The following is a 14,107-nucleotide window of genomic DNA, read 5'->3' on the forward strand; positions in this document are numbered from 1 at the left end:
CTCAGTTGCTCAATTGGTTACTTAGCCTTAAACGGTACTAACAGCTGTTTGCCAAACACATTGATCAAGGCTCCTGTTACGATCAGGCCACCACCTAGGTAAGTCCAAACGGATGGTATCTCATTGAAGATCCACACGCCTAACAACGCTGAGAATACGATTTGAACGTATGAGTAAGCCGAAGCTTTACCGGCAGCTTGAGTTTGCATCGCCTTGGTTAAACCGTATTGGCCTATCTGAGTGAAAATCCCGACCAGAACCAACAGAATGGTTAAGAATAAGCTCGGCCATACAAAGTCGTTCCAGATCAGGGCTGTTGAGATTGGAAGAGCAACCAGCGGGAAATAGAAGATGATCACCGAGCTATCTTCAGTTTGGCTAAGCTTTCTCACAATTACATAAGCAATTGAGCTACCAAACGCGCCCAATAACGCCACCATAATGCTGAACATGGGTAACTCGCTGTTTACGCCACTGTTCATGCTTGGTTGTACCATCACCAGCAATCCCGCGAGGCAGAATGCTATGCAGATCATGGTCGACTTTTGCACGCGCTCTTTGAGGAACAACACGCCAAGCAACGCGGTAAACACCGGATGTACGTATTGTAGAATGGTTGCTTCTGCTAATGGCAAGGTGGTGACAGCGTAGTAAACACACATTAACGCCGCAGTACCGACAGCACCACGCACGAACAAGAGTGGTTTGTTATTACCCCAGATCGAAATGCCTTTTCGTTTCACATCGATATAGCTGATGATCAAAGAGACCAATGCCCTTGCTGCAACAATTTCAAATACAGGTATACCGTAGTTGCTGATGTATTTCACACAAGCAGACATCAGTGCGAACCCAAAAGCGGAGAGGATCATGAACCTAACCCCAACAGGGATCATTGAAACAGAGAAAGAAGGCATAAAAATATCAATCGGGTGAGGGAAGGGGAATCATAGCTTAATTTAAGAGAGTCGACCAAAGCCTTTGTCTTGCTCTATTACACCAAACCATTGATATTGCTGTGCGAGTGATTTCAGCAACTCGATCTCTTTTGCTGTCTCTTCCCTCAGCCATTCAATAAGGTCATTGATGATAGGCGTGTGTGTACGCTGGTGCATGAAGTAAGTCCAAGCACTGTGTTGAATCTTTGCATCCTTAGGGCAGTACAAGAAGCCCCGTTGTAGATCCTGCAAAACCAACAGTAAATCCGTCACCGTGACCCCTTCACCCGACAAGCAAGCACTGAGTGCCATATCCAAAGACAAGAAGCTGGTATTTCTAACGGGCTTTTTCGGCGGGGACTCGACATCAGCAAGCCACACTTTCCAGTCGTGATGATCTAAGGTTGGGTGGAGCCTTGGTAAGGTTAATATTGAATCGAGGTCAGTATCTTGGTTCGTTAAACTAGTCGAACAGACCGGCGCCATAAACTCTTCACGTAAGAAGGTGATGTTAGGTGCCTTGTCATAGCGTTTTTTGAAGCGTGTATGGAAGATCAGTAGGTCATATTCGCTGCTGTTGATCGATTCGTCTTCCTCAATCACAGGCACAATGACGATTTCATAATCTTGATAACGCTCGTTTAATTCCCGGACTTTAGAGATCAATACGCGCGTCGCGAAACTCAAAGTCGCTTTGATCACAATACGTTTCTGCTTTGGCTCACCCCAAGAAGCAATAACCGTTTCGACATTGGCATAGCTTTCACGTAAAGCCACGTACAAATCGTGACCATGTTCTGTTAGTTCAATCGCTCGATGCTTACGAATAACCAATGATGCGTTTAACTCATCTTCAAGCTGTTTAATCTGACGGCTGATCGCACTTTGTGTCACATGCAGTTCATCGGCGGCCAACGTAAAGCTCATCAGCCTTGCAGCAGCTTCGAAGGCTTTTAAGCCATTATGGGATGATGGCAAGCTAGGATATGGGGTCATAATTCGTTCGCATGAGTTTATGGAATGTTAGAGTCGCAAATTTATCAATTGAACGCCAGCTTCATCGATCGTATTTTGGGCGAAATTACCTGAGGCGCTCATGAAAAAAATACTCACACTTGCATTCCCTTTGATCATTTCACAGCTGATCTCTATGGCGTTAGTCCTTACTGATGTTTGGATGATGTCGCGTATCAGTGTGTCAGCCCTTGCGGCTGGTGGCTTAGGCGCCTCTATCTACTTTTTCATCTTTATTATTGCGAGTAGCACCGTGGGGTGTGTCGCGAACTTGATTGCGATCGCTTACGGTCAGCGCGTAGCTCGCCCTGAGTTTGGTAATACACAAATCAGATTGGCGGTGAAAGGCGCAACCATGTTGGCATTCGTGCTCAGCGTGACCTTAATGGCCAGCTTCTGGTTTGCTCCGTTGGTATTAGAAGCAGCCAAACAGCCACCAGAAGTGATCACTTTAGCCATGGAATATGTCCATGCTTTGAAGTGGGTGATGTTGCCTTCGCTTATCTTGTTGGTACTGCGTGGATTAACCAGTGCGTTTGGCAATGTGCGTTCTATTCTTGTGATGTCTATTATCACCGTAATTCTGAATGTGCCAGTGAGCTATTTCTTAACTTTCCAATTAGACATGGGTTTAACTGGTTTAGGGTTAGGTACGGCTATCGCGGCCTTTATCGTGATGGTTGGATACACGGTTTGGGTATTCAAGCGTGACGAATTCAAGCAGTTCGCCCCTTGGTTAAACACAGAAGAGTATTCAATCAAATTAATGAGCCCTTTATTGATGATGGGTTTGCCTATTGGGCTCGCTGCATTACTTGAACATGGCTTGATATACGGCGGAACTCTGATGGCGGGGACGATCAGTATTGCTTCTCTAGCACTGCACCAAATCCTACTGCAATGCTTAAGCTTTACTTGGAACTTCAATTTCGGTTTCTCACAAGCTGCGGCGATTTTGGTTGGCCGTGATTTCGGTGCGGGTAACTACGAAGGCATCAAAAGAACCTCGATTCTAAGCTTTATATTGGTGTCGGTGTTGAGCGTAGCCTTATCTGCCGTGTTCATCATCTGGCCAGAAATGATCGCGTCTATCTTCAAGTTAGACGATGGTACGGGCGCAATGACTTCGCTATTGGCCTCTGTTATTTGGGTGGTTGCGTTGTGCTTTATTGTAGACGCTTGGCAGTTATTGGCGATTAACCTGTTGAGAGGGATGAAGATTGTCTCAATGCCAACCGTAATGACAGCCATTGGTTACTGGGTATTTGGTTTGCCAGCGGCTTGGTATTTGATGTCTAAGTTTGAATTGGCAGGGATCTGGGGCGGAATCGGTGTTGGTTTAGGTGTGACAGGGATTCTGCTGCTTATCCAGCTGATGTGTGTCATTCAAAAGAACAGTAAGTCTCCGGATCTCTCGACTCATGCTTATTCGTGATCTGCTTGTGATGCTCGCCTTTACCATGGAACCTTGAACGATAAACTTTGTAATACTGACCAAGAACTATAAATTACCAGTTACCAATTTCTAATTACCAACAATGGGCTATAAGCTAAAAGCTAAAAGCTAAAAGCTAAAAGCCCTGAATTGCGTACTTCGTAATTTAGACCTTGGTCTTACAGAAACCGAGCGTAAAGGTGGCTAGAATGATTTAAGTCGCTCACCGTTTTATCAAGGAAAATACAAATGGAAGTTGGATTGTTTTGGGCTGAGAAAGGAATGCTAGTACTTGGTGCTCTGTTTGTTTTGACGAGCATGATGCAGTACGGAAGACGCAGTAGTGATTGGAAAGGCGTGATTACTATGTTTTATAAGCGTATCCCAATGAATATTGCGGAATACAAATGGTACCGTTTGGGCATCGCTTTACTGGTGTTTGCTGTGGTTATTCGTTTCGCATTACTGATTCTATGGCCTACATATCAGTTTTAGCTCCCTTGTACTCATTATGTAAAACGGATAAAAACGTCAACCTGATAAACGCGTAGTAGGCGATCAACACGAACAGTTGAGCAACATGTATAGTTGAGCAACATGTATAGTTGAGCAAACATGTATGGCTGTTGCGTGAATCGGCAAGTCGAGCCTTAGTAGGCTACTTATTAAGGCTTTTATTCTATAAATTATCGCAGTCATTTCATGAAATAGTGCAATTACTTTATAAAAAGGCTTATTACTATCTCTGTAGCATATTGTTTTTCATAAAGAATAATCAGAGATAATCGAATATCCGCTTTTCCCATCAATCTGACTAATAATCTACATATAAATTCATTCACCCCGTACCTGATACGATAATGATCTGTTACACTCCTCGAAATTAGCTTTAATTTGTCGGTGGTGCATTTATGTCGTTCCCAGTTCTTATATGTGATGATTCTGCATTAGCAAGGAAGCAGATGGCTCGATCACTGCCTAGTTCTCTAAATGCAGATATAACTTTTGCTGTTCATGGGCTTAATGCACTTGAAGAGTTAGCTCAAAACCAGTTTAAACTGATGTTCCTCGACTTGACCATGCCAGAGCTAGATGGCTATGGCACATTGGAAGAGATGCAACGCTTAGGTGATAACACACCTGTTGTCGTTGTTTCCGGTGACATCCAGCCAAAAGCGCAGCAGAGGGTCATGGACCTTGGTGCTAAAGCGTTTTTACAAAAACCGATCGATAAAGAAGCCTTAAAAGGCATTTTACGTGAACTTGTTGAGCCGCCAACACAGCCTCAGGTTGTTACCCCTACCGCTTTAGATCTTCCAATACTACGCAGACGCGATATCTACATGGAAGTGGCGAACGTAGCAATCGGCCGCGCCGCCGATGCGCTGGCGCGCCATTTTGATGTATTTGTCCATTTACCACTACCGAACGTGAATATTTTGGAAGTGAGTGAATTGCACATGGCACTTCGCGACTTAGCAGACAACGACCAAGTGTCGGGTGTTTGCCAAGGCTTTAGTGGAGAAGGTATTGCAGGTGAAGCGTTAGTCTTGCTGAGTGATTCCAGTGTGAGCGATCTTAAAAAGCTCATGAAGGTGCCAACAGAAAGCGAACAGTTAGAAGAATTAGAGCTGTTGATGGATGTGTCTAATATCCTTGTGGGTTCATTCCTGAATGGGTTAGGTGAGCAGTCAGAAGTTCGTTTCTTCCAGAGCTCTCCGGTGTTGCTGGGTCAACACATCTCAATCGATTCCGTTATTGAAAATACCGGCGGCTCATTCAAGAAAACGATGACTTTCGAAGTCAGCTATAACATAGATGGCACTTCAATCCGTTGTGACCTTCTATTCATGTTTGTTGATGAATCTTTGCCACTTCTAGATAATAAATTGGCCTACCTAATGGAGGAGTTTTAATATGTTGAATCTTCCTGCTGAATTTGAACAGTTCCACTGGATGGTGGACATGGTTCAGAACGTCGATATGGGGCTGGTGGTTATTAATCGCGATTTTGAGGTGCAAGTTTGGAATGGCTTCATGACTCACCATAGCGGTAAGCAATCACATGATGCTATCGGTAAGTCGATCTTTGAGTTATTCCCTGAAATCCCAGAAGAGTGGTTTAGGCTGAAAACCAAGCCAGTCTATGATTTAGGTTGTCGCAGCTTTATTACATGGCCACAAAGACCTTACTTGTTCAAGTGCCGCAATGTTCGCCCTGTCACTCAACAAGCTGATTTCATGTACCAGAACGTGACGCTAAACCCGATGCGTTCGCCTACTGGACAAATCACGTCATTGTTCTTGTCGATTCAAGATGCGACGGCAGAAGCGTTAAGCGCTCAAAAGAATTAGCACCTGTCTTAATTCGATACTCATAGCTTGTAAAGAACAATTCAAAACATCGAATAAAAATGGCTAAGGTTAATTACCTTAGCCATTTTTTTTGTTTTTTATCTTCCAACCTAATCTTCCCCCTAGCTTTTCACGTTAACCAATTCTCTTTTTCCATGCGCTTTACTGAATGTTTTAGGTTAAATCAACGAAAGGGCAGCCACGAAATGTGCTTTCGGCGCGGCAATGCTACGGGTGAATAGAAAGTGGATTTATAAAGTTTGAGTTTGAAAGCTTCATTTAATGGAGTGCGAGGGCTGAATTATCAAACCCAAGTGAGTATTGGCCTCTAGATTGAGTCGTTTTCACTCTACTTTTCCAAGTGACCGCAAAACAGAAACGTCACGAGACTGCCCAATTTGGTCAAAAACCGATAAAAATTAGAAAAAAATCGAATTTATTTATGAAAAAAGGCATTTTTTTGTTGGAGAAAAGTGTGGTTTTTATGTGATTTCGAGGCACTTTCCTCACATATTTGCTTTGTGAGGGGGATATTACGTAAAAAAGGGAGGAAAACGATTGCGCAATAAACCAACAGTGTTTGCGTGAATGGTTCGCTAAGTTATTAATTAGTAAGAATTTAGTGGGAAAGTGTCACTAGAGGAGTTTTAGCAGGTATGGAATCTTTGAGAGGATAGCATAAAAAAAAGTGAAATATCAGACTTGCTGTTACTAAATCACGACCTATAATGCTGAAAACCGGAGCGTCTGCCAACGCTCCGGTTTTTTTGTGTCCGAAGAAAAGTAAACTCGTCTGCCAACGGTTTTACTACGCATTTCGCGAGAGACACATAATTTTATGAATCAAGGAAAACACCATGCGTATCGAACAAGAACTTAAGTTAGGTTTCAAAGATGTACTCTTCCGTCCGAAGCGTTCTACCCTTAAAAGCCGTTCTCAAGTTGAATTAACCCGCGATTTTACATTCAAGCATAGCGGTCGTCAATGGTCTGGTACTCCAGTAATTGCAGCTAACATGGATTCGGTAGCAAGCTTTGAAATGGCAGCTGCTCTAGCAGAGCACGGTGTTATGACTGCAGTACACAAGCACTACACAGTAGAGCAGTGGGCTGAGTTTGCTAAAACAGCAGACAAGAAAACTCTGAACAACGTTTTTGTATCAACAGGTACATCTGAAGCTGAGTTCGAGAAAGTTAAGAAGATCATGGCGCTTAGCGAAGAGTTTGTATTCATCTGTATCGATATCGCTAACGGCTACTCAGAACACCTAGTTGAGTTCGTACAAAAAGTACGTGCTGAATTCCCGACTAAAGTTATCTCTGCGGGTAACGTTGTAACGGGTGACATGGTTGAAGAGCTAATTCTAGCGGGCGCAGACATCGTTAAGGTTGGTATCGGCCCTGGTTCTGTTTGTACTACACGTGTTAAAACAGGCGTAGGTTACCCTCAACTTTCTGCAATCATCGAGTGTGGCGACGCGGCACACGGCCTTGGCGGCATGATCATCGGTGACGGTGGCTGTTCATGTGCGGGTGACGTATCTAAAGCGTTCGGCGGCGGTGCTGATTTCGTAATGCTAGGCGGCATGCTAGCTGGTCACTCTGAGTCAGGCGGTGAAGTTGTAGAGCAAGACGGTAAGCAATACATGAAGTTCTATGGAATGTCTTCACAGTCGGCTATGGACAAGCACTCAGGTGGTGTTGCTAAGTACCGTGCTGCAGAAGGTAAAACTGTTTTACTTCCGTTCCGTGGTTCAGTTCACAACACAATTTCTGACATCCTTGGTGGTGTACGTTCAACTTGTACATACGTAGGCGCAGCAAAGCTTAAAGAGCTGACTAAGCGTACAACTTTCATCCGTGTACAAGAGCAAGAGAACAACGTATTCGGTAAAGAGTAACGTTTAAAACACTTGTTTAAAATTTTAAGAACTGAGCCACTTTAAAGTGGCTCTTTTTTTACCTGAAATTTGGCAAGTGGCGACAAAGTGGCGACAGCCGAGCAAAAAATTTTGTGGCGACAGGTTACAGGTTTGAAAGAGGGTTATGGATAATTGCTTCAGATAGGTGATCAGGTGCGAAGTGGGCATAGCGCATTGTCATGCTGATATCTGCGTGGCCTAGAATGTCCCTTAGCACTAAAATATTGCCGCCATTCATCATAAAGTGACTTGCGAACGAATGACGCAAAACGTGGGAGGCTTGCCCTGAGGGTAGGGTGATGCCCAGTTTATTCTTCAATATGTAGCAGAAAGGTGTGTAGCATTCTTCAAAGAGCTTCCCTGAGGTTGGTTTGTATATCTCGTTGTAAAGCTCCTCTGAGATGGGTACAGAGCGATTCTTTTTAGTCTTGGTGTTGGTGAACGTAACTTTATATTTGCTTAACTGAGCGCCTTTCAGCTGAGCAGCTTCATTCCAGCGAGCCCCAGTGGCGAGACATAGTTTCACTATACTCTGCATATCTGCTCGGTTGTGTTTAGACACGTGTTCAAGCAATAAAGTAATATGCTCTTTATGAAGGAAAGACATAGTACGTTCGTGATCTTTAAATGGCTTCACTTCTTCCAATGGGTTCGGTCCTTTCCACTCCCCAATCTCTTTTAACTTGCTGAACATTGCCTTAAATCGAGCGAGTTCTGAATTTAGCGTTGCGATACTAGGCGCCCCTTTTTGCCAGCGCGCATCAACAAAGCTAATTTGTCCACTCATTCGGTTACTTCTGAATTCAGAGTATGTTTTTGCATTGAAAACTGTCGCTATAGGGTTACCCATCGCGTAAGCCATTCTTAGAAATTTACTATGAATGACATTGCCTTTGGTAAGGGTTGCACCATAGTGCGAGAACCAAAGCTCAATAAGTTGAGACAGCCTTCGGTGATCCGGCTTGTCACCCATCCAGGGCTTATCGTCAATCTCCTTCATTGTGTGAAGCTCAAAAGCCTTGGCTTCACCCTTAGTCGCGAACTTTTTACGAACACGCTTCCCCGATCGCCCATTCGGGTAACATTCGCAGATCCAAGGTTTGGTTGAGCCATCTTTTAAATTGCGGATAGACATAATAAAGCCTAAAATAACTGTATATAAAAACAGTATAAATCGAGCTGAAACGTAGAACAATGTTTTATATCGGACAAAAAGCACAGGTTAGACACCTTTCTCAAAGTGTTAAGAAAGTTAATAGGTTCCGCTATGTATCAATCAATTCATGTGACTGCTGGTTACAGTCATTTCAAAATCAACAGTGATGGTCCAATTGGGGAAAGTAAGAAGAACCAAGGGGTGATTGATGCGCTATTGAAGCTAGGCAATCGCTTTACGGCGCCATTTGGTGGGTTTATAGAAGCAGAGAACGTAGTGGGTTTGAAGTGGGTGAAGCTGGTCGATATTAAGTATCTGTGCACCGATGAGGAAGCCGAAACCATCGAGTACGTGATACAGAAAGACCACTATGTAGTGGGGACGTATCAAGATCGAAAGTTGTATATTTTATTGTTTGGTGGAGAACCAAAGCACCATCAGATCAAAGGTTTTGAGCAGGATGGGAAGAACAATGTGTTTGGGCTTTTTTAGCGAAAATATCTCATTTTATATTATTGTATTTACGCTATATGATGCTGAATGTGTCGTTGTACAGTGATACTATTCATATGTTGTGTATTTTGGATCATAATGTGGAGTTAACTTGAAGCAGGTAGATCGCGCTATAAGTAAGAGAGCTGTTATTTCTAAGTCTTCCAGGAAGGTTTATACGAATAATTTATCCCGTTGTCGGTCACTCGGTTCAACAAGGAAAAAAGCTAGCTTGGTTGCTAAAAGGCACTCTAAGCGCAAAAACCGTAGAGTTGAAAAAGTAATAGCTCCAAATCAAATTTGTATTTATAAAAAACAGAATCAGATCAAGATGATGCTCTTTTTAGAGGATTTGGAACGTAAGGTTAAGCAAGCCAAAGACAATTCCGTATGTATTTGTTTTAGAGATTCTGGTGCAATTACGGCTGGTGCATGTATTTTGCTTCTCGCGACTATTGACAGATTAAAATCGCAGTACCCTGACGTGAAGTATACAGTTACGTACCCACCCTTAGTACCTTACAAAGACCAGGGCAATAATGGTGTACCTGTTGTTTCAAGCGTTTTGAGTCAAGTGGGATTCTTTACGCTATTAGGTGTAGGCAGTCCAAAGTATCGTAAGTTGAATACAGTTGATTGTTGGAAAGTTGCATCAGGCGAGTCAGTCGAAAGTGTACTGTTGGGGGAAATGTTAAAGTCTTTACCAGAGGACATTGAGAAAAAAGGAGATCTATATCGTCCTGCCTTAGAAGCAATGTGCAACAGTGTTGAACATGGTTATGATCAAGCTTTTTGTAATGATAATAAAAAGGATTATAAGAAGTGGTGGTGTTTGTCTGCAGTTATTGATGGACACTTAGTAGTAATAGTATGTGACTTAGGTGTTGGGATTCCTTATACTTTGCCTAGAACTCAATCCGAAAGTATGTTCAAGCGATTGTCCTCTAAAATAGGCCGTGCGTTTAAGTCTGATTCTGACTATGTACATGCATCTCTTTTTGTGAAGAAAACGAGAACTGCAGCAGAACATAGAGGAAAAGGCGGACAAGATTTAAGGACTATTGTAGAGCGCACCCCAAACTCCACATTACAGGTACACTCAAATCGAGGTGCATATACTTTTAGAACCTCAGCCGATACAAACAAGAGCCAAGAAAAAATTTATGACAATGACATGTCTATAGGCGGCACAGTTACGGGTTGGAGTATTAAGTTAACCGATGGTATCAAGCATGACTAACACTATAAATATTAAAGATTTTTCCGTTTTCCCAGGGCCAAGGTTTATTGACCTCGGTGATTTTAGCGGCGAAGAATTTCGTGATTCAGTTTTAATACCAGCGCTTGAGAAAAGTAATGTCGTTGTTAACTTAGATGGTGTATTTGGCTTCGGTTCATCTTTCTTAGAAGAAGTATTTGGTGGATTGGTACGTAAAGGTATTCCTCGTGAAAAGGTTATTTTTGTTCGAAATAATCTAGTTTCAAACGATGATCCAAGCTTACTGAGTGAAATCCATGAATATATTGATGATGCGTTAGAAGCTGCGGGTTAATAGTTAATGGCTGGTAATGCTGTAAATTGGACTTATGTTGCTGTTGCTACAGCCAATGCGATGATCGCTGTAAGTGGTTGGGTTTATGCAAGTAAAACTCAAGATTCTAGAGCAAAACGGCAAGCTAAGAATTCAGAGTCTGGTCGGTTGATCGATAAAGTCGAAGAACTATTCGACTCATTAGTGGAACATATCAATGATGATTGGGATAGTGATGAAGCGATTAGAAATAGCTATCAAAAAAGAGTGGCTATGATCTCAAAGCTTAGGTTCCTCATGATAAAAATACATGAAGTGGATTCAAGTTTACCTTCTATCGATCATGATGTTTTAAAAGATTTGAGGAAGCTTTTAACTAATGATGTTAAAGCTAGCAACCTCGTTAAGAACCAAGCGGTTGCGAGAGTGATTAGTAACTCTGAGCGATTGCTAACTAAATACTCTAAAAAATTTGATTAGGAAAAAGCCTCCAGTTTGGGGGCTTTTTATTAGAAACCGTATATTTCTCGATGCCGGCTTAAGTAAGCCATTATCTAAATCCTTATAACAAAACAGCCAACTATGTTGGCTGCTAAACCTAATTACACTCTTCAATAAACGACCAAACTCTGTCACATAGGCCTTCAAGTTCAGGAGTTAGCTCCCAATCAACTTGGTTATCTTCATCTTTACCCTTCATAATATTTACGACAGTGTCACAAAAAGCCACTTTTATTCGTATGGTGCTACCTGAGCTTGGGGAGTCGACCACTTGAGATCCGACTTTCTTCGTTGGTGCACCGTCTCGATAGAAGTAGCTATCGGGTGATTTAGTCGCGGTGTCGGAACGTGAAACTTTGTCTTCGAGTAAGCCACCGATGCCGATCTCTGAATTTTCAAAATATTTGTCAGGTAAGCTCTCAAAGTCATAGCTAGACCCCTGAGTTTGCTGGAAGCTATCCCAATGTTTTTTAGCTGCTTTGACAATAATGTTTTGAGGAATGTAATTTTCGATTTCTTTCCAATCGAGTAGTTCAAAGCGCTCACCAAGTGCTTCTTGCAGGTCTTCTACGCGACTGCCTTTACTATCGATGTCAGCATCTGCGATAAGTAGTACATCTCTACTTAGCCTTTGAGCTGGTGTTTGCGATGTTTCTTCGGGATCTACCTCATCTGTAAAGGCCCAGTGGGTAATATTAGAGCCTTGATACTCGACAAAAACGTAGTGAAGGTTTTCGTTGTATGTGCGTAGCTTTCCTGCGCGTTTTTTTGCTGCTGCGCGCTCTTCTGCTGTCCCATTATCTGAGTTGCCGAATGCTTCGAGTTCATCTAAGTATTGTTCTAGATATACTTGTAGGTAGCGTTTATCAGTAACGCCCTCAACCCAAATCGAGCAATTGGCCAGAAGCACTGAAGAAGCTAGCACACCTAGATCTTTGAGTATTTCATTATTGTTAGCTTGGCTTTCAACGATAGATGTTGCTTTACCAGAGTCATCGACTTCCTTTTTTACACTAATGAGGTTTATGTCATCGGCTTCTAACGTTAGATCAACAAAGTGGTTTGATTGAGTGGTAAAGAAGAACATGTGCTGAGGGCAGGCTCTAAATGCTTCAATCAGCGCGCGTTGCATACCTGCGTGCAGGTTTTGCTCTGGCTCTTCAATGAAGAAGATAGTCGGCTCTTTTTCCAAGAAAGGGCGTACAGTGAGTGCAATCATCGCCTGAATGCCATCGCCGAGCTCATAGATTGGGCGCTGAGGTTCATCCCCGATTTTTATATGAACTACGTTATTTTCTTTACTACCACTTCTGTCGCCTCTAGCTTTTCGAGGGATGATATTAACTCTTTTACCTTCGAAGAAGTGTGTTGAAAGGTAGTTTTGGTAGTCCTTTACACTCACTTGTTCCTCTTCAGTACCAAGTAGAGAATACATCATATCTTCATATAAAGTGTGCCCTGTGAAGATTTGTAGCATCGAACTAGAGGTGGATCCTCCAAAATAATCGGATAAAGTACGAGCAAGGTAAACATCTTCATTTGGTACTAATGTGCGTAGGCCACGTAGGATTGGTATATATTCTTTTCGAGAGCTTTGTATACTGAACTCAACGGATGAGCCTAATTCTTTCATTGAATTCAATACACTAGGGGAGAATATTTGAGAGAGTATCTGATCTATTTCACTTTCAGAATATGAGTGCTTTATATTAAGGAGTTTGTTCTGGATGGCTGTACGGATTTCCAATTGAGTATTGGAATCAAACAACGGGACCTTACTGTCTCGTAAGAGCACTCCCAAAGAATCGCGAAAGTCACGATTGTGATGGCTAGTGTTTTGACTAAGTTCTTCAGCCACGGCTTCGACTAATTTTCCGCCATAGTCAAATGCTGTGATTCCCTTTGAAAAAATCGTACGCATAAAGCGACTTTTTCCGGAACTATTTGCACCTATTATCACGTTAATGTGGCTTACACTTTCTATAGTACTTGGCCTAGCCCCCTTTAACTCAAAGTCATTGTTAGTAAGTTCGGGCACATTTATGGATGTTACTTCTTTTAGCGTTACTGACATCACTTCTTCTCCATAACCAAGGCAACTCTACCCACAACTCTCACTTCATCTTCTTCTACTGTTAGAGTCGAGCCGTTAAAGCTGATCGCTAGCTTCTTGCCTGGTAAACGCTGAATGTCGTTTAGCGACAGTAGGCCGTCCATATCCACTAAGTAAGTGCCGCTTACTGCTTGGTGAACTTCTTTATCGACAATGAATGTAGTCCCATCGTGCTCGATGCCCATTACATTGAGAACCCCAAGTTTGTCTAAGTAGCTTTTATCAAAAGCTAGCGTTTCATTTCCCACAAGCTTTCCATTCGTCAGAGTGAAGTAATCTAAATCAAAAAGAGTTTTAGCCTCATTCTTTTTGGAGACGTGATCTTGTGCGTTCTGATCAGGAAAAGGTTCTCCTTCATCTAACAACAGCCACTTCAAAGACACTCCCTCACTCAAATGAATGCGTACCGCTAATTCAAATGGTGTCATGTTGCGAGTGTGCCAAGTCGAAATCGTACCCTTGTTCACGCCAAGAACTTCAGTTAACTGATTGTAACGTTCTAAATTCATTACATTTACGACTTTGGTTGTAAAGTCTCGCCCACCAATATATTCAAATGGTTCTATTTTTTTATTGACAGTCATTCAATTGATCACTTAAAATTCAAATCAATGACTAGCGAGATGCAGCTCACTAGACCGTTGTAAAG

The 14,107-nt window shown here is 42.5% G+C and carries 14 protein-coding genes; 9 read left to right on the forward strand and 5 right to left on the reverse strand.

From position 1 onward, the window contains the following. Nucleotides 1–17: 17 nt before the first annotated feature. Both ACED59_RS19290 and ACED59_RS19295 read right to left on the reverse strand, forming a co-directional pair. On the reverse strand, nt 18–917 hold the full coding sequence (locus tag ACED59_RS19290) for a DMT family transporter (RefSeq protein WP_017096390.1): 900 nt from the start codon (nt 915–917) through the stop codon (nt 18–20). Nucleotides 918–959: 42 nt separating this feature from the next. Further along, the gene (locus ACED59_RS19295; RefSeq protein ID WP_017096389.1) at nt 960–1,934 is read right to left on the reverse strand and encodes a LysR family transcriptional regulator; all 975 of its coding nucleotides are present in this window, start codon (nt 1,932–1,934) and stop codon (nt 960–962) included. Nucleotides 1,935–2,034: 100 nt separating this feature from the next. On the opposite strand from ACED59_RS19295, the gene ACED59_RS19300 reads away from it, so the two are divergent. The 5 genes from ACED59_RS19300 to ACED59_RS19320 all read left to right on the forward strand — a co-directional run bounded on the left by ACED59_RS19300 (nt 2,035) and on the right by ACED59_RS19320 (nt 7,643). Further along, entirely contained in the window at nt 2,035–3,387 is a 1,353-nt protein-coding gene (locus ACED59_RS19300; RefSeq protein ID WP_017096388.1) for an MATE family efflux transporter, read from the forward strand. Nucleotides 3,388–3,636: 249 nt separating this feature from the next. After that, nucleotides 3,637–3,882, forward strand: coding sequence for a hypothetical protein (locus ACED59_RS19305; protein WP_009844815.1), 246 nt, complete (start codon nt 3,637–3,639; stop codon nt 3,880–3,882). A 416-nt stretch (nt 3,883–4,298) separates the two neighbouring features. After that, entirely contained in the window at nt 4,299–5,303 is a 1,005-nt protein-coding gene (locus ACED59_RS19310) for a response regulator (protein ID WP_012600962.1), read from the forward strand. A 1-nt stretch (nt 5,304) separates the two neighbouring features. Then, nucleotides 5,305–5,742, forward strand: a complete 438-nt coding sequence (locus tag ACED59_RS19315) for a PAS domain-containing protein (RefSeq protein WP_009844817.1) — start codon at nt 5,305–5,307, stop codon at nt 5,740–5,742. Nucleotides 5,743–6,599: 857 nt separating this feature from the next. Next, nucleotides 6,600–7,643 (forward strand): GMP reductase, encoded by a 1,044-nt coding sequence (locus ACED59_RS19320; RefSeq protein WP_102280676.1) that lies wholly within the window; start codon nt 6,600–6,602, stop codon nt 7,641–7,643. A gap of 124 nt (nt 7,644–7,767) precedes the next feature. On the opposite strand, the gene ACED59_RS19325 is transcribed toward ACED59_RS19320, so the two are convergent. Further along, nucleotides 7,768–8,799 (reverse strand): tyrosine-type recombinase/integrase, encoded by a 1,032-nt coding sequence (locus tag ACED59_RS19325; protein ID WP_102488895.1) that lies wholly within the window; start codon nt 8,797–8,799, stop codon nt 7,768–7,770. Between the two features lie 132 nt (nt 8,800–8,931). On the opposite strand from ACED59_RS19325, the gene ACED59_RS19330 reads away from it, so the two are divergent. The 4 genes from ACED59_RS19330 to ACED59_RS19345 all read left to right on the forward strand — a co-directional run bounded on the left by ACED59_RS19330 (nt 8,932) and on the right by ACED59_RS19345 (nt 11,324). Continuing rightward, complete coding sequence (locus ACED59_RS19330) at nt 8,932–9,312, forward strand: hypothetical protein (protein ID WP_102488893.1); 381 nt, start codon at nt 8,932–8,934, stop codon at nt 9,310–9,312. 112 nt (nt 9,313–9,424) lie between these two features. Continuing rightward, complete coding sequence (locus tag ACED59_RS19335; protein ID WP_133152894.1) at nt 9,425–10,552, forward strand: hypothetical protein; 1,128 nt, start codon at nt 9,425–9,427, stop codon at nt 10,550–10,552. Further along, nucleotides 10,545–10,865: an STAS-like domain-containing protein gene (locus ACED59_RS19340; RefSeq protein ID WP_102488889.1), complete on the forward strand. Its 321-nt coding sequence runs from the start codon at nt 10,545–10,547 to the stop codon at nt 10,863–10,865. The genes ACED59_RS19335 and ACED59_RS19340 overlap by 8 nt, the downstream gene beginning before the upstream one ends. Nucleotides 10,866–10,871: 6 nt before the next feature. After that, nucleotides 10,872–11,324, forward strand: coding sequence for a hypothetical protein (locus ACED59_RS19345; RefSeq protein WP_371705083.1), 453 nt, complete (start codon nt 10,872–10,874; stop codon nt 11,322–11,324). A 118-nt stretch (nt 11,325–11,442) separates the two neighbouring features. Here the strand turns inward: ACED59_RS19345 and ACED59_RS19350 are convergent, their stop codons facing one another. Then, nucleotides 11,443–13,419: an ATP-binding protein gene (locus ACED59_RS19350; protein ID WP_102488885.1), complete on the reverse strand. Its 1,977-nt coding sequence runs from the start codon at nt 13,417–13,419 to the stop codon at nt 11,443–11,445. Beyond that, nucleotides 13,419–14,042, reverse strand: a complete 624-nt coding sequence (locus ACED59_RS19355; RefSeq protein ID WP_102488883.1) for a helix-turn-helix domain-containing protein — start codon at nt 14,040–14,042, stop codon at nt 13,419–13,421. The genes ACED59_RS19350 and ACED59_RS19355 overlap by 1 nt, the downstream gene beginning before the upstream one ends. Nucleotides 14,043–14,107 lie beyond the last annotated feature (65 nt).

This window comes from Vibrio sp. FF266, from assembly GCF_041439695.1.
In the GTDB taxonomy this organism is placed as follows: Bacteria; Pseudomonadota; Gammaproteobacteria; order Enterobacterales; family Vibrionaceae; genus Vibrio; species Vibrio tasmaniensis_A.